Genomic DNA, 15,533 nt, shown 5'->3' on the forward strand with positions numbered 1-15,533 from the left:
GTCTCTCGCCCGGGACGCGGGTGGTAACAGCGGGGCCGGCCGAGATGTTCCGGAGCGATGAGTTTCGGTGGCGGGGCCGGTCTACGTCATATGGACACAGAGACAGAGATGGAAGCCTTCGACCTGGGCCCCGCGTGCGGCGAGGTGGCGCGATTGCTGGGCGGTATCAAGGATGATCAGCTCGCCGGCCCGACGCCCTGTCCCGAGTACGCGGTACGGGAGGTGCTGGCGCATCTCGTCGGGCTGACGGTGGCGTTCCGTGACGCCGCGGCGAAGAAGTCCGGGCCGACGACGAACACTCCGCCGGACGCGGCCCTTCCCGTGCTGCCGGAGGACTGGCGTGAGGTGCTGCCCCGGCAACTGGACGAACTGGCCGAGTCCTGGCGTTCGCCCGCCGCCTGGGAGGGCGGTACCCGGGTCGGCGGTGTCGATCTGCCGGGCGCGGTGGCCGGGCTGGTGGCTCTCAATGAAGTACAGATCCACGGCTGGGACCTGGCGCGGAGCACGGGTCAGCCGTACGCCCCCGCCGAGGCGTCGCTCCGGGCGTCGTTCGCGGTGCTGACCCCACCCCCGGCGGCCGGGTCCGGCGACTCGGGAGGTTCCGGCGACTCGGGCCCGGCTCCGGACAGCGTGTTCGGGCCGCCGGTCGAAGTCCCCGAGGACGCCCCGCTGCTGGACCGGGTGATCGGCCTGAGCGGTCGCCGCCCCGACTGGCGGCCCGGGGAGTGAGCCAGGGCCGGCCGCCCGAGGGTCCGGGGGGCTCTGCGGTCGGCCGGCCCGGAACCGACGCCCGGGTCATCGGCGGGCCCGCCCTAGGACAGGCCCGAATACGGTCAGTCGGTGGCCGGGGCGTCGGTGCGCCGGGAGGCGGTGGCCGTGCGCAGAAGCGCGCGGGCCGTCTCCTGGAAGCGCGCGTCCGAGGAGACGACATCCGATTCCAGGCCCGTGCTCCATATTCGCTGGTCCCGTTCCGCCAGGCTGGTCAGGCGGTGCAGTTCGGGCTCGGTCAGTGATTCGGGGCCGAGCGCCGCGAGCGCTTCCAGGGCTCCCATCGGGTCCGCGTTGCGTTCGGCGCAGCGCAGGAGCGTGTCCGCGAGACGCGCGCGGTGCTGAGTGACGGCTCCGGTGGCGAGCAGCGCCAGGGCCATCGCGGGAGCGCGTTCGGGGTCGGCCAGTCCGCGTTCCAGGGCCGGACGGAGCGCCACGGCGGCCGGGCCGAGCCGGGCGGCGGCGCGGGCGGCGTTCACGGCTGTCCAGCGCATCCACTCGGTGTCCGTCGCCTCCAGGACGGCGGCGATCACCGGCAGCGCTTCCCCGTGATCGCCGGTCAGCCTCCACAGGGCGAGGGCGATGTCCAGGTCGGCGTCCAGCCGTGGGGTGGTCACGCGATCGTCGTCCGTGCCGAGCGCCGCCCGCAGACGCGGAACCAGCGCGGCGGCGTCCTTGCCGAGATCGGCGGTGGCGCGGGCGGCCTGCCGTATGCGGTGGGTGTCGTCGGCCGCGAGCTCCGCGGCGAGAGCGGTCAGCAGCGGTTCGAGGTCGCCGGTGAGGGAGTGGAGCGCCCGCGCGGCGGTGAACCGGCCCTGCTCGGGTCCCGAGACGGCGGCCTCCTCCAGCGGTACGACGGCCCGCCCCGGATCGACGGCGGCCAGCGCGGCGGGCACGAACGTGGGGAACCTGCCGAGCAGTGCGGCCAGTTCGGGAAAGGCGGGCGCGGCCCGCTCGCCCCAGGAGGCGAGCAGCCGGGTGAGATGGATCGGCTCGTTCCCGTCGAGCTCCGGCACGGTCAGCCTGGCCCTGGCGGCGGCGAGCAGCTCCGGGTGGTACGGGAACGGCCCGTCGAGCCGGCCGTAGGGGAACCCGCAGGCGGCGCCGAGGGCCGCCGGACGGTCGGGCAGATCACGCGCGAGCAGCGGGGCCGCCCGTTCCGGGTCCACGACGACCAGGGCCTTGAGCGCGCGGTCTGCGAGATCGCCGCCCTCGGTGGCGAGCGCCGTCAGCGCGGGAGCGGCAGGGGCCGCGTACGGTCCGAGCTTGTCCAGGGCAGTGAGCGCGGGCCGCGTCGACGCCGGGTCGTCCAGCAGCGCGATCAGCGGGTTCGCGAGCCGGGCGGGGGCGCTCCGTGAGGACACGCACGCCTGTTCCGTTGCCCACAGGGCCTCCGCGCGAACCTCGTCGTCGGGGACGCGCAGCGCGAAGTCGAGCAGCGCGAACGCCGCCTCACGATCGGCGGAGGTATCGCGGTCCAGCAGCGCTTCGACGATGCAGTGCAGCGGTTCCGTCCGCTCCAGATCGAAGCGGTCGGCGACCAGCGGGTCGGCCGGCAGCAGGGACAGCACCGCCTGATGGTGCGTCCCGGTCCAGGGCAGCCCCAGGTCCAGGGAGCCGAGGACCGCGGCGATCCGCACCTCCCCGGGCTCCCCCGCCCCCAGCGCGGCCGCGACCATGCCCACCGCCGCGCCCGCCGGGTCGAGCAGTACCGCCCCGGCCACCAACTCGGCCCGTACGAGCCGCTCTTCCTCCCGCTCCCAGCGGCGCAGCAGCACCGGAAGAACCGGCTCCACGGCCCCCGTACGCGCCGCCGCCCAGACCGCAGCCTGTCGTACGGCCGCGTCCTCGGCGTCGACCAGCGGCAGGATCAGGGGCAGTTGGCCGATCACGGCGGCCTGGCACTCGCCGGGCGGCGTGCCGTCATGGACGGCCTCGCTCTCGGCTATCCCCCCGAGGAGGACCAGCAGCTCGTCGGCACGTACCCCGGCGGCGGCCAGCCCGGCGAGATACGGCACGGCCCGCGCGGACGCCTCGTACACCGATCCCTGGTGGAGGATGCAGCTGTACAGCTCGCCCAGGGCCTCCCCCGCCTCCTCCTCGTCCGCACTCGCCAGCGCCCGCAGTTGTCCGGGCAGGTCTTCGGCGCTGCCGTAGGCATGCTCAAGTTCCGCCCACGGCTGGGCATCGAGATCGGCGAATACCTGTACGAGATCCATGGCCGGAATGCTGCCACGGGGGTCTGACAACGGCGTCCCGGCCGAAGGAAAGCGGCCGTATCGCCACAAGTGACCGGCCCACACTCCTTCTTCACAGACGGACGGGTATACGACACCTCCCTCCTTTGGTAGGAAAGCTTCCTAACAGATACCGCAGCACGAACTCCCCACCCTGGAGGTCAGGTGCCCACCCCCCGCATTCGCACCGTTCTGCTCGCGCTGACGCTGGTCGCGGTCCCCACCGCGTCCGTGGCCCACGCGGCAGCGGAGCCCCCCGCCGCCTCATCCGCCGCAGGCACCACCGTGGCGGCGGCAACCGGACTCGACGACCCGGCGAAGAAGGACATCGCCATGCAGATCGTCTCCAGCGCGGAGAACTCCTCGCTGGACTGGAAGGCGCAGTACGGCTACATCGAGGACATCGGCGACGGCCGCGGCTACACCGCGGGCATCATCGGATTCTGTTCCGGCACCGGCGACATGCTGGATCTCGTCGAGCTGTACACCCAGCGCAAGCCCGGCAACCCGCTCGCCACGTATCTGCCCGCCCTGCGGGCGGTCGACGGCACGGACTCGCACGAGGGCCTCGACCCGGGGTTCACCGCCGCCTGGAAGCAGGCCGCCAAGGACTCCGCGTTCAAGACCGCGCAGAACGACGAACGCGACCGGGTCTACTTCAACCCGGCCGTGAACCGCGGTAAGCAGGACGGCCTGGGCACGCTCGGGCAGTTCGCGTACTACGACGCCATCGTGATGCACGGCGACGGCGGCGACAGCACCAGCTTCAGCAACATCCGCAAGCGCGCGCTGGCGGAGGCGAAGAGCCCGGCCCAGGGCGGCAATCAGACGACGTATCTGCATGCCTTCCTCGACGCCCGCGTCTGGGCGATGAAGCAGGAGGAGGCGCACGAGGACACCAGCCGGGTGGACACCGCGCAGCGGGTGTTCCTCAACAAGGGCAATCTGAACCTGGATCCGCCGCTCGACTGGAAGGTGTACGGCGACAGCTTCCACATCGGCTGACAGCCGGGACCCTGTCAGACGCGGCGGGTACGGAACCGGGTCCACCGGCTCCGTACCCGCCGTCCCCGTTCACATCGCCGTGTCTACGTCACACTCTGAGCCATCGGCACCGGTTCCGGTGCCGCCTCCGCCGGCTCCTCCTCCGAACTCCTCCTCGCCCCCAGGTGGTTGAAGACCAGGTTGAGGACGATGGCCACCACACACCCCGTACTGATCCCCGAGTCGAGCACCACCAGCAAGTCCTTGGGGAAGGCGTGGTAGAAGTCCGGCGCGGCGATCGGGATCAGCCCGATGCCCACGGCCGCCGCGACGATCAGCGCGTTCTCGCCCTTCTCCAGCGCGGCCGTCGCCAGGGTCTGGATCCCGCTCGCGGCGACGGAGCCGAACAGCACGATCCCCGCGCCGCCGAGCACGGGCAGCGGTACGAGCGCGATCACGGACGCCAGCACCGGACAGAGCCCGAGCAGCACCAGGATCCCGCCGCCCGCCGCGACGACGAAGCGGCTGCGGACCCTGGTCATCGCGACGAGCCCTATGTTCTGCGCGAAGGCGCTGCACATGAAACCGTTGAACAGCGGGCTGATGGCGCTGCCGAGGGTGTCGGCGCGCAGCCCGCCCTCGATGGTCCGCTCGTCCGCGGGCCGCCCCACGATCCTGCCCAGCGCGAGCATGTCGGCGGTGGACTCCGTCATGCAGACGAGCATCACGATGCACATGGAGATGATGGCCGCGATCTCGAACTGCGGGGCACCGAAGTGGAACGGGGCCGGGAAGCCGACGAGATCGGCGTCCTTGATCGCGTCGAAGCCGGTCATGCCCATCGGGATGGCGATGACCGTACCGATGACCAGACCGATGAGGATCGCGATCTGCTGGAGGAAGCCGCGCAGCAGCTTCCGCAGCACCAGCACGATGACCAGCGTGAGGGCGGCCAGCCCGATGTTGCGCGTCGAACCGTAGTCGCCGGCCGTGGGGTTGCCGCCCTGGGACCAGTTGAAGGCAACCGGCAGCAGCGAGACACCTATCAGGGTGATGACGGTACCGGTGACGACGGGCGGGAAGAAGCGGACGAGCTTCGAGAAGTACGGGGTGAGCAGAAAGCCCAGCACACTGGCGACGATGATCGCGCCGAAGATCACGGCGAGTCCGTCGGCACCCCGGTCCTTGCCGATGGCGATCATCGGGGTCACACCGGCGAAGGAGACGCCGTTGACGAACGGGAGCCGGGCGCCGATCTTCCAGAAGCCGAGGGTCTGGAGCAGGGTGGCGATCCCGGCGGTGAACAGGCTCGCGCCCATCAGGAAGGCGGTCTCTTTGGCATCGAGGCCCACCGCGGGCCCCACGATCATGGGCGGGGCCACCACACCCGCGTACATCGCGGCCACATGCTGAAGGCCGCTGGTGAACATCCTGCCGGGCGGGAGCCCTTCATCGACCGGGTGCTTCCGGTGGGGATCGACGTCAACTTCCCCGGTCGATATGGACTTTGGCGGGGATTCCGGCTCTGTTGCGGGTTCGGTCGGCACGGCGGTTCCTCCGGTCGGTTACGCGCCGGCGGCGGCGCGGGTGTCAGGGAGGTGCTACGAGGTGGCTGCACACCTGTCTGCGCGTGCGGGCACAAGACACATGTCACCGTCCCGGGAGGTGTGGTACCGGCAGCGTGCGGTACGACACCTCCCGGTCACGGCTGCCATGGACCCCGCTCGGGTCCATGGCCTCCGGCCGTGGGCCGTCCCCCGCGACCGGACGTCCTGGCGGGATCAGCCCGTCGCGGCGATCCGCGCGAGACGCTGGGCCTCGCTCCGAGTGGAGCGTGCGATGGCGTCCTCGTCCACCGTGGTCAGATGGCTGTCCTCCACCACGGTCCTGCCGTTGACGAGGGAGAGGGTGATGGGAGCGGCGGCGCCGAAGACCAGTGCGGTCACCGGGTCCGCGATGGAGGCGTGGGCGAGGGTGTCCAGCTTCCACAGGACGAGGTCGGCGAGCTTCCCCGGCTCGATCGAGCCGATCTGGCCGGCGCGGCCGAGGACTTGCGCGCCGCCGTACGTACCGAGGCGCAGCGCCTGCCGGGCGTTGAGCGCGGACTCGCCGCGGGCGCCGAGGCGGTTGATGAGCAGCGCGTTGCGCAGCTCGGTGTGGAGTTCGCCCGACTCGTTGGAGGCGGTGCCGTCCACACCGAGGCCGACCGGTACGCCGGCCCCGAGCATGTCGGGGACCCGCGCGATCCCGGCGGCGAGCCGGGCGTTGGACGAGGGGCAGTGGGCGACGCCCGTGCCGGTACGGCCGAAGGCGGCGATATCGGAGTCGTTCATATGGACGCAGTGGGCCATCCACACATCGGAGCCGAGCCAGCCGGTCGACTCGAAGTAGTCGGTGGGGCCCATCCCGAACAGCTCCTTGCAGAACTGCTCCTCCTCCACCGTCTCGCTGCCGTGGGTGTGCAGCCTGACGCCCTTGCGGCGCGCCAACTCAGCTCCCTGCTTGAGCAGTTCGGTGGATACGGAGAAGGGCGAGCACGGCGCCACGGCGATCTGGGTCATCGCGTCGAAGGAGGCGTCGTGGTGGGCGTCGATGGTCTTCTCGGTGGCGGCGAGCGCGTCGTCGAGGGACTCGACGGCGAAGTCCGGGGGCAGTCCGCCGTCCGACGTACCGCGGTCCATGGAGCCGCGGGCGAGGGTGAACCGTACGCCCATCTCCGCCGCGGCCCCGATGATCGCGCCGGACAGGTCGCCCGTACCGCGCGGATAGACGTAGTGGTGGTCCATCGCGGTGGTGACGCCGCCGCGGACCATCATCGCCAGGGAGCCCTGCGCGGCGGTGCGGACCATCGGCTCGTCGAGCCGCGCCCAGGTCGGATAGAGCGCGACCAGCCAGTCGAACAGGTTGTGGTCGGTGGCGAGTCCGCGGGTGAGCCACTGGTAGAAGTGGTGGTGTGTGTTGACCAGGCCGGGGGTGACGAGATGGCCGGTGCCGTCGATACGGCGGACCACGTTCTCCAGGCGGGCCGGGGCCGGGCCCGCGCCGACCGACTCGATCCGGTTGTCCGCGACGACGACATGTCCCGAGGCGTACTCGGTGTCGTGCGCGTCCACCGTCGCGATGGCGCAGTTCTCGATAACGATACGCGAAGCCGCCATGGCGGTTCCTCTTCCTGAGTTCGGGCCGGCAACGGTCAGAGGTTGGTCAGATCGACCGGGATCTGCGGCTCGGTTCCGTCCCGCAGGACGGTCGCCTCGATCAGCCCGTAGGGGCGGTCCGCCGCGAAGTAGACCTCGTTGTCGTTCTTCAGTCCGAACGGCTCCAGATCCACCAGGAAATGGTGCTTGTTCGGCAGCGAGAACCGGATCTCGTCGATCTCGCCGCGGCTGTTGATGATCCTCGAACCCATCTGGTACAGGGTCTGCTGGAGGGAGAGCGAGTAGGTCTCGGCGAAGGCCTGGAGCAGATGCTTCCTGGCCTGCCGGTAGGAATTCTCCCAGTTCGGCATGGGTGCGTCGTCGCTCGACCAGCTGTAACGCCACTTGGCGGACACCTCGGTCGCGAGAATACGGTCGTGCGCCTCTTTGAGCGTGGTGTATTCGTCCTTGACGAAACCCCAGAATTCGGAGTTCGTCGAGTTCATCACGGTCAGATCCTTCAGACCCGAGATGACCTGCCAGCGCTCGCCGTCGAAGGTGATCTGGGTGAGCCGGGTCTCCTGGCCCTTGCGGACGAAGGAGTGCTTGACCTCATCGGCGCCGGTGAGTGTGGAATCGCCGTCCGAGGTCTCGATACGCTCCCAGGCGTACTCCTCGATCCGGATACGCGCCTGCCGGATCGGTTCCTGGCTGGTGACGAAGTGCCGGGCGAGATGGATACCGAACTGCTCGGCCGATTCGATGCCGTGTTCCTTGGCGAACGCGTAGACCGTGTTCTTGGTGGTGTCGGTCGGCAGCACATGCGCGTTGGAACCGGAGTAGTGGACCTCTTCCATCTCGCCGGAGAGCGCGACGGAGACATTCAGGTCCTTGATGTGGTGGGTGTTGCCGTCCCGCGTGATCTTGACGACGCGGTTCTCCGCCTTGCCGTACTGGTTCTGTCCGAGAATCACAGGGCGGCTCGGGCGGGACTGATCGGTCATGTCTGCTAGCTCCCTCGGTATACGGAGTAGCCGAACGGGTTGAGCAGCAGCGGTACGTGATAGTGCTCGCCGGGGGTGACGGCGAATGTGATCGCCACCTCCGGGAAGAACACACCGCTGTCCCTTGCGCGGGGGGCGTCCTGCTGCGCCTCGGCTTCTTCTCTGCTGACGGCTTCTTCTCCGCTGATGAAGTACGCCTCGGTCTCGAAGTCGAGACGTACCTGTGCGGTGCCCTCCGGCAGGGCCGGCAGGTCCTTGCAGCGCCCGTCGCCGTCCGTACGCGAACCGCCGAGCGCCTCCCATCGCGCGCCGGGGCCACCGCGGGCCGCGAGCGAGACGGCGACGCCCTCGGCGGGGCGTCCGAGGCTGGTGTCCAGGATGTGTGTGGACACCGAGGCGGTGGTGGCGGGTGTCATGAGTCGTCGTCCTCCGCTACGAGACGGGTCAGCCGGATCCGGTTGATCTTGCCGAGTTCGGTGCGCACGATCGCACGCTCCCGTTCCGGTGTGTGGCCGATCCGGGTCTTCAGCGCGTCGCGCATCTGCTCACCGGTGGCTCCGGTGGCGCAGATCAGGAAGACATGTCCGAACCGCTCCTGGTAGGCCAGGTTCAGTTCGAGCATCTCGGCCTTCAGCTCCTCCGGGGCGCCGGCCATCCCCCGCTGTTCACGGGCGGAGGCCGGGTCTCCCGGCTTCGGCCGGCCGATCGGCGGGTGTCCCGCCAGCGCCTCGGCGAGATCCGCGCCGTCCAGCCCACCCGTCGCGGTGTCACTGGCGGCGAGGAGAGCGTTCAGGCCGGCGTACGGGCGCCGGGCGAGAAGGCTGGTCCCCCACGCCCGGCTGGCGCACACCTCGCGCAGTGCGGCCAGGGCCACGCTGTCGGGTGAGGTGTTGAACCGGGTGAGGCCCGGTTGCGATGTCGACGTCACGGGAGCCTCCGTGGCTGTGCTGAGCGGGCTTCGCATAGCTAACGCCCTCGACAACACCGCGTCAACACTTTGTTGAAATCTCGTATACGAAAACCGCACCAGGGCCTAGACGATCGTCGCGGGCCCACGAAGATCGGCCGGACAGGACCTAGTCACCCTTGACCGCGCTTTCCCGCGCGTTCTCGCGGTTCAGGTAGTTGTAGACGGTGAAGCGGCTGACGCCGAGAGCGCTTGCCACCGTCTCGACGCCGTGCCGCACGGAGAAGGCGCCGCGCGCCTCCAGTATCCGGACGACCGACTGCTTGGACTTGCGGTCCAGTTCGGCGAGCGGCATGCCGTGCTTGCGTTCGAGCGCGGCCAGGATGTGGTCCAGGGAGTCGGACAGCTGGGGCAGCCGTACGGCGAGCAGGTCCTCGCCCTCCCAGGCGAGCACGACATCGTCGGGCTGGGCCTCGCCGGGGGCCATCAGCTCGCCGCCCATGGCGTCGACCAGCGGCTTGACCGCCGCGACGAAGGGGTGGTCCAGCGGCTCGGCCATCAGCCGTTCTCCCCGTCCCCGGTCACATGACTGTCACCGTCCGCCTGACTGTCCCCGGTCGCGCGACCGCCCCCGCCCGCAGGACCGTCCTCGATCACATTGACCTGGAGGGAGACCCGGGTCGCCCCTGCGGCCAGCGACCGGCGCAGCAGCGCGTCCACCGCGCTCAGCACCGCGTCCGCGCCGCCTTCCGCCGTATTGCCGAACGGGCCGACGTCCACGGCGTCCAGTTCGGCGCCCTGGACGACCTCGCGGGCCACCAGCGCGTGGGCGGGCGCCTCGTCCAGGTCGAAGGGCTCGGTCGTGAACTCGACTCTCAATCGCACTGTGCCCCCATGTCGGCTCTGACCTGCACGTTCTCTCAGCCCTCCGGCTGAGAGGGCACATCCGGGGCACATTCCCCGCTCAGGGCACCGAACGCCTGGTCCACCGCCGCCCTGGTCTGCTCCTCCGACTCAGGAAAGAGATGGCTGTAGATGTTCAGGGCCATCGCAGCGTTGGTGTGCCCCAGTCGCTCCGACACGACCTTAACGGACTCCCCCGCGGCGATCAGCAGAGATGCGTAGGCATGCCGTAGGGCGTGGGGTCCGGTGCCCTTGGACAGCTTGGCCTTGGCTATGGCAGGGCGCCAGATCTGCTCGTAGAAGCGCGACGAGTGGATTGGCTCACCCTTTGCATTTCGGAACAGAAATTCTTCTCCGTGAGCCGGAAAGTCGTCGAGATGCCCCTTGAGTGCTGTCGCAACAATCCTGGGCAAGGGGACCCTGCGATGAGACCTCTTAGTCTTCGGAGGGCAAACGTGAACCCCCTTTCCACCCGGCACTCGCTGAAGCTGCTGCACCCCGGATCGCCGCCAGGGCGTTCGGGCCGGACGCGGCGAGAGCGTCGACAAGACGGGAGACGGTCGGATCGGAGGCCACCGGGCCGAACACGTCCCGCTCGGCCCGCAGCATGCCGACGTCGGCCAGGCAGTCTCCGCCGAGGGCGACGGCCAGGGCCACATCCAGCAGGACCTTGCCCGGATCATGCACCGTCCGCGGCTTGCGCCACGGCGCCAGTGCCGCCGATATCGCGGTGTCCAGGCCGGACTTGCGGACCGTCTCGACCAGCAGCACCGCCCCGGCCTGCGAGACCACCCCACGGCCGCCGCCCTCGACACGGACACGCGGGTAGGACCCGATACGCTTCTTCACCTGGCGAGTGCTTCTTTCCTCGCAAGGGTCACCAGGTGCCACCTGGCGAGACCCCGGCTTGGATGAGCGCCGCCGAGCGGGCCGGCCTCAGCACCGCCATATGGTTGATACATCATCTTATTGCTAGCATGGGAGCCGGCGCATTCGCTGAAGACGACTCAGCTAGGAGAGGTCTCTTGCGGTGCCCCCCTCCTGGGCCGGATCGGGTACGGAAGTTCCGCCAGGGAGCGCTGCGTGGGTAGACCCCGCTCGTCCGCCCAGATCCAGGTGCGCGGCGAGGTGGGGCGCCCGCACCCTGAACGAAATTCTGGGGCCGAGCCCCTCCCCCACACGTCCTGAACTCTCGTCCAGGACAGCACCACCATCCGTACCTTCAAGGAAATCCATGACCAGAATCGGCATTATCCTCGGCAGTACCCGCCCCAAGCGCAACGGCGAGCAGGTCGCCAACTGGGTCTATGACATGGCATCCCAGCGCGACGACGCCGAGTTCGAGCTCGTTGACCTCCGCGACTATCCGCTGCCGCACCTGGACGAGCCGCTGCCCCGGCAGTACCAGAAGGAACACACCAAGAAGTGGGCGGACAAGATCGCTTCCTTCGACGGGTTCGTGTTCGTCACCCCGGAGTACAACCACAGCACCTCCGGCGTACTCAAGAACGCCATCGACTTCCTCTACACCGAGTGGAACAACAAGGCTGTCGGCTTCGTGTCGTACGGAGGTGTCGGCGGCACCCGAGCCGTGGAACACCTGCGACTGGTCGTCGGCGAACTTCAGATGGCCGACGTTCGCCAGCAGGTGGCCCTGTCCCTGAGGCACGAGTTCGAAGACTTCAGCATCCTCAAGCCCGGCGAGTACAGCGTGCAGGCCCTCCACACCCTGCTCGACCAGGTTGTCGCCTGGAGCCAGGCACTGGCACCGCTCCGTACGGCCGCCGCCTGAGCCGTCCGGGACACCGGTCTGCCCCCAAGTGCCGGGTCCGGTTCCGCCGGGCCCGGCGCCACGGCCGCATTTCTGGTGACCCGGATCACATCACCATCATCGCCCCCTCGCCTCCACCGAGAAGTTGAGATCCATGCCCAATACCGACGGTTCCATATTCCCCGTTCAGTCCGACGTCCTGGTTCGCCAGGCCGATCTGGGCCGCGACGGCTCGGCCGACGCGATCGGCGCGGCCCGCTGGCTGGAGGACGCCCGGATACGGCTACGCCTGCGCCGCTTCGAACGGCTGGTGGCCTCCGGCGGGTTCGTTCCGTTCCAGATATTTCTTGTGAACCAGCGGATTGAGCGACTTCGTCCCGCCGGCCGGGCAGGCGCCCGCGCCCAGGTCCACACCGGTGTGCGCCGCATCGGACAATCGTCGTTCACCTACGAGCAGGCCGCCTTCATCGACGGCAGCCGTGTAGCGAGCGGGGATGCCACCATCGTTCTCATCGGCGCAAGCGGCCCCCTCTCGCTTCCGGATGAGCTGGTCGAGGACCTCGGTGAGTTGGCGTTGCCCGAGTCGAGCGCCGCACCCACGGTCCGGCCGGGCCCGGAACGCAGCCGGCGAGACCACTATCCGTACTTCGCCCCACTGCTCGCGCGCATAGGGGATGTCGACTCCAACCAACACGTCAACTACATGGCCCTGGCCACCTATTACGACGAGGCGGTCGCCGCGTTCGTGCGGCACGCTGCGGGAACGGCCGGAACTGATCCGGTACCGGACCTGCCGCCGCAGTCGTACCGAGTGCACTACCTCGGCGAGGTGACCTATCCCGGCCGTTACGAGATAGGCGTCGTCGTGCGCTCCGTCGGCGCCGATTCCGTATCCTACGAACTGGGTGTCTTCCGTGACAGCGAGTGTCTCGGGGTGGCCGAAGCGGTCGGTCCCCTTGGCGATCTGAACGCCGAGTCCTTGAAGGCGTGGACCGGCTGACCGTGCCTCGCCGACCGGCTCCCCGCATCCCCAGCCGAGCTGCCCGAGCACCCGGACTATCCGCGCATCCTCGCCGCCTTCAACGAGTCGACCGGCCCCCTGCGAGCCAAGGACGTCTGCCAGGCCCTTGGCCACGAACTGCTGCCGAAGAACATCGAAGGCACCCGGGCCAAGCTGAAGCGCCTGGTCAAACTCGGCATCCTCATCCTCACCGAAGCTGACACCGGCTGCTTTGCCCGGCAGCAGTAACCGGCACAGCGGCCAGCACCCCTACCCCAAGCCGCACTTCGGTCAACAGGCGTGACGCGGTGCGGGCCACTTCTTCCAGCTCGGCAGGGACGGCCTCGGTGACCAATTCCAGCCGGGTCAGGTCGCGCACCGCGGCCAGGACACGAGTGGGGTCGGTGCGCTGCGTGGTGCGCTCGCGCACGAGTTCGGCTTCCTTCAGGCGCCCGAGCGCCAGATCGAGAAGACGGTCGGCGCGGTCGTCCTGGGCGAGGCGCTCGCGGAAGTCGGCCAGCACGCTGCGGTGGAAGCCGGGATCGTGGAGATGCGGAACCGAGCCGGACCGCCCGCAAGTCGGCCACCTGGATTCGCGAGCACGCGGATCCCCATCTCCGCCCCGGACGAGACTCCGAGTCCGTCCGGGACGGTCGAAAGCGACGCCCAGAAGCCCCAGGTGAGGGGCATTACTGCAGGTCAGCACAGATCGGCGTGCGTTCCCGCAGGTCAGAGCCGCGCAGCAGGACTTGACTCTCAATCGCACGCGCTCAACCTACTGCGCGGGTGACGAATTCCGGGAGCCCCCCTTGACAGCCCCCGAGCCACCCAGGCACTCTTCCATCAAGCAGAAGATAACTTCCGCAATACGGAAGGAGCGCCTGACTCCTCATGGCCCCTCACTTCACGAACGGGCGCGGCACCGAGCAGCGCTTCGATGTGAACCTGTCCATCCTCTTCACCGAGCTCCCGCTGCTGGAGCGCCCCGCCGCCGCGGCGGCGGCCGGCTTCGACGCGGTGGAGCTGTGGTGGCCCTGGACCGACACCCCCACCCCGCCGGGGGCCGAGCTCGACGCCCTGCGGAAGGCGCTCGACGACGCGGGCACCCAGCTGGTGGGGCTGAACTTCTACGCCGGACAGCTGCCGGGGCCGGACCGCGGGGCGCTCTCGGTGCCCGGCGAGGAGTCCGACCGGTTCCGCGCCAATATCGAGGTCGCGGCCGACTTCGCCGCGGCCACCGGGTGCGGGGCGCTGAACGCGCTGTACGGCAACCGCGTCGAGGGCGTCGATCCGCGGGCGCAGGACGAACTGGCTCTGGAGAACCTCGTACGGGCGGCCCGCGCGGCCGACCGGGTCGGGGCGATCCTGCTGATCGAGGCGCTCAACAAGCCGGAGTCCCCTCTCTACCCACTGGTGAGCGCCCCCTCCGCGGTCGAGGTCGTGGACAAGGTCAACGCCGCCACCGGTCTCGGCAACGCCGCGTTCCTGCTCGATCTCTACCACCTGTCGATGAACGGCGAGGACCTGAACCAGGTCATCGACCGGTACGCCGACAGGACCGGCCACGTACAGATCGCCGACAACCCGGGCCGTGGCGCGCCGGGCACCGGATCACTGCCGCTCGATGACCTCCTCGGCCGGCTGCGGAAGGCCGGGTACACCGGCTGGGTCGGCCTGGAGTACAAGCCGGGCGACCGGCCGAGCGCCGAGTCCTTCGACTGGCTCGCCACGGGGGCCTGACCGGCCCGACAGGGCCTGGGTCCCCGACCGCCGGCCCGCCAACTGACCTTATTCACGCGCGTGTTGTGATGTGCGCGGGTATCGAAAGAGGCACCCTGATGAGTAATCTCCCCACGATCGCGTGGATCGGCCTCGGCATCATGGGCTCCCCCATGTCCGAGAATCTGATCAAGGCCGGCTACTCCGTGACCGGCTTCACGCTGGAGCGGGACAAGCTGGACCGGCTGGCCGCGGCCGGTGGTACGGCCGCCGGCTCGATCGCCGAGGCGGTACGGGACGCCGATGTGATCGTCACGATGGTGCCCGCCTCCCCGCAGGTCGAGGCCATCGCGTACGGAGAGAACGGCATCCTCGCGCACGCCCGGTCCGGCGCGCTGCTGATCGACATGTCGTCCATCACCCCGCAGACGTCGGTGGATCTGGCGAAGAACGCGGCCGAGAAGGGTATCCGTGTGCTGGACGCCCCGGTCTCCGGCGGCGAGGCCGGCGCCGTCGAGGCGGTCCTCTCCATCATGGTCGGCGGCGAACAGGCCGACTTCGACGAGGCCAAGCCGCTGCTGGACGCGCTCGGCAAGACCATCGTGCTGTGCGGGCCGCACGGCTCGGGGCAGACGGTGAAGGCCGCCAACCAGCTGATCGTGGCGGTGAACATCCAGGCGTGCGCCGAGGCCGTGGTCTTCCTGGAGAAGTCCGGTGTGGACCTCGCCGCGGCGCTGGACGTCCTCAACGGCGGGCTGGCCGGATCGACCGTGCTGACCCGCAAGAAGGACAACTTCCTCAACCGCGACTTCAAGCCCGGCTTCCGGATCGATCTGCACCACAAGGACATGGGCATCGTCACCGACGCCGCGCGCGATGTGGGCGCCGCGCTCCCCGTGGGCGCCATCGTGGCCCAACTCGTCGCCTCCCTGCGCGCGCAGGGCGACGGCGGGCTCGACCACTCCGCGCTGCTGCGCTCGGTCGAGCGCCTCTCCGGTACCGAGGTCTGAGACCGGCTCCCCCTGAACTCCGGGCAGCGGTGGCGCTGACACCTGTCCTGTCGCGCCCAGGCGCCGCCGCGGCCCGGAAACCCCTCCTGCTGC

15 protein-coding genes and 3 pseudogenes are annotated in these 15,533 nt (G+C 69.5%); 7 read left to right on the forward strand and 11 right to left on the reverse strand.

Annotation, left to right across the window (positions count from 1 at the left end; genetic code table 11):
* Positions 1 to 108: 108 nt before the first annotated feature.
* Complete coding sequence (locus IF11_RS0107155; protein ID WP_244888226.1) at positions 109 to 729, forward strand: TIGR03086 family metal-binding protein; 621 nt, start codon at positions 109 to 111, stop codon at positions 727 to 729.
* Positions 730 to 833: 104 nt separating this feature from the next.
* Here IF11_RS0107155 and IF11_RS0107160 read toward each other — a convergent pair whose 3' ends face one another.
* Positions 834 to 2,987 carry a HEAT repeat domain-containing protein gene (locus IF11_RS0107160; RefSeq protein ID WP_030350599.1) on the reverse strand — a complete coding sequence of 718 codons (2,154 nt, stop codon included), beginning with the start codon at positions 2,985 to 2,987 and terminating at the stop codon, positions 834 to 836.
* Between the two features lie 183 nt (positions 2,988 to 3,170).
* Between IF11_RS0107160 and IF11_RS0107165 the strand changes: the two genes are divergently transcribed.
* The gene (locus IF11_RS0107165; protein WP_030350600.1) at positions 3,171 to 4,010 is read left to right on the forward strand and encodes a chitosanase; all 840 of its coding nucleotides are present in this window, start codon (positions 3,171 to 3,173) and stop codon (positions 4,008 to 4,010) included.
* Positions 4,011 to 4,093: 83 nt separating this feature from the next.
* Here the strand turns inward: IF11_RS0107165 and IF11_RS0107170 are convergent, their stop codons facing one another.
* The 9 genes and pseudogenes from IF11_RS0107170 to IF11_RS0107210 form a co-directional block, all read right to left on the reverse strand.
* The gene (locus tag IF11_RS0107170; RefSeq protein WP_078490538.1) at positions 4,094 to 5,491 is read right to left on the reverse strand and encodes a nucleobase:cation symporter-2 family protein; all 1,398 of its coding nucleotides are present in this window, start codon (positions 5,489 to 5,491) and stop codon (positions 4,094 to 4,096) included.
* Positions 5,492 to 5,770: 279 nt separating this feature from the next.
* On the reverse strand, positions 5,771 to 7,147 hold the full coding sequence (locus IF11_RS0107175; RefSeq protein ID WP_030350602.1) for an 8-oxoguanine deaminase: 1,377 nt from the start codon (positions 7,145 to 7,147) through the stop codon (positions 5,771 to 5,773).
* Between the two features lie 35 nt (positions 7,148 to 7,182).
* Complete coding sequence (pucL, locus tag IF11_RS0107180) at positions 7,183 to 8,130, reverse strand: factor-independent urate hydroxylase (RefSeq protein ID WP_030350603.1); 948 nt, start codon at positions 8,128 to 8,130, stop codon at positions 7,183 to 7,185.
* Between the two features lie 5 nt (positions 8,131 to 8,135).
* Positions 8,136 to 8,546: a hydroxyisourate hydrolase gene (uraH, locus tag IF11_RS0107185; RefSeq protein WP_030350604.1), complete on the reverse strand. Its 411-nt coding sequence runs from the start codon at positions 8,544 to 8,546 to the stop codon at positions 8,136 to 8,138.
* A complete protein-coding gene (gene uraD / locus IF11_RS0107190) occupies positions 8,543 to 9,058 on the reverse strand; it encodes a 2-oxo-4-hydroxy-4-carboxy-5-ureidoimidazoline decarboxylase (RefSeq protein ID WP_030350605.1) in 516 nt (171 codons plus the stop codon). The genes uraH and uraD overlap by 4 nt, the downstream gene beginning before the upstream one ends.
* A 148-nt stretch (positions 9,059 to 9,206) precedes the next feature.
* Positions 9,207 to 9,596, reverse strand: a complete 390-nt coding sequence (locus IF11_RS0107195) for a helix-turn-helix domain-containing protein (protein ID WP_030350606.1) — start codon at positions 9,594 to 9,596, stop codon at positions 9,207 to 9,209.
* Positions 9,597 to 9,679: 83 nt separating this feature from the next.
* Positions 9,680 to 9,922 (reverse strand): annotated as a pseudogene (locus tag IF11_RS0107200) (YkoF family thiamine-binding protein); the annotation flags it as partial.
* A gap of 35 nt (positions 9,923 to 9,957) precedes the next feature.
* On the reverse strand, positions 9,958 to 10,353 hold the full coding sequence (locus tag IF11_RS38575) for a tyrosine-type recombinase/integrase (protein ID WP_240627884.1): 396 nt from the start codon (positions 10,351 to 10,353) through the stop codon (positions 9,958 to 9,960).
* A 79-nt stretch (positions 10,354 to 10,432) separates the two neighbouring features.
* A pseudogene (locus IF11_RS0107210) lies at positions 10,433 to 10,789 on the reverse strand (transposase); the annotation flags it as partial.
* Between the two features lie 385 nt (positions 10,790 to 11,174).
* Here IF11_RS0107210 and IF11_RS0107215 point away from each other — a divergent pair.
* From IF11_RS0107215 to IF11_RS42890, 3 genes and pseudogenes are all read left to right on the forward strand, one after another.
* The gene (locus IF11_RS0107215; protein ID WP_030350610.1) at positions 11,175 to 11,732 is read left to right on the forward strand and encodes an NADPH-dependent FMN reductase; all 558 of its coding nucleotides are present in this window, start codon (positions 11,175 to 11,177) and stop codon (positions 11,730 to 11,732) included.
* Positions 11,733 to 11,865: 133 nt separating this feature from the next.
* Complete coding sequence (locus IF11_RS0107220) at positions 11,866 to 12,711, forward strand: hypothetical protein (protein WP_030350611.1); 846 nt, start codon at positions 11,866 to 11,868, stop codon at positions 12,709 to 12,711.
* A 6-nt stretch (positions 12,712 to 12,717) separates the two neighbouring features.
* A pseudogene (locus IF11_RS42890) lies at positions 12,718 to 12,960 on the forward strand (hypothetical protein); the annotation flags it as partial.
* On the opposite strand, the gene IF11_RS0107230 reads toward IF11_RS42890, so the two are convergent.
* Complete coding sequence (locus IF11_RS0107230; protein WP_240627885.1) at positions 12,920 to 13,234, reverse strand: hypothetical protein; 315 nt, start codon at positions 13,232 to 13,234, stop codon at positions 12,920 to 12,922. The pseudogene IF11_RS42890 and the gene IF11_RS0107230 sit on opposite strands and share 41 nt — an antisense overlap.
* Positions 13,235 to 13,602: 368 nt before the next feature.
* Between IF11_RS0107230 and IF11_RS0107235 the strand changes: the two genes are divergently transcribed.
* Both IF11_RS0107235 and IF11_RS0107240 read left to right on the forward strand, forming a co-directional pair.
* Positions 13,603 to 14,451: a TIM barrel protein gene (locus IF11_RS0107235; protein ID WP_030350613.1), complete on the forward strand. Its 849-nt coding sequence runs from the start codon at positions 13,603 to 13,605 to the stop codon at positions 14,449 to 14,451.
* Between the two features lie 98 nt (positions 14,452 to 14,549).
* Positions 14,550 to 15,440 carry a 2-hydroxy-3-oxopropionate reductase gene (locus IF11_RS0107240; RefSeq protein WP_030350614.1) on the forward strand — a complete coding sequence of 297 codons (891 nt, stop codon included), beginning with the start codon at positions 14,550 to 14,552 and terminating at the stop codon, positions 15,438 to 15,440.
* Positions 15,441 to 15,533 lie beyond the last annotated feature (93 nt).

This window comes from Streptomyces scopuliridis RB72 (assembly GCF_000718095.1).
Classification (GTDB): Bacteria; Actinomycetota; Actinomycetes; order Streptomycetales; family Streptomycetaceae; genus Streptomyces; species Streptomyces scopuliridis.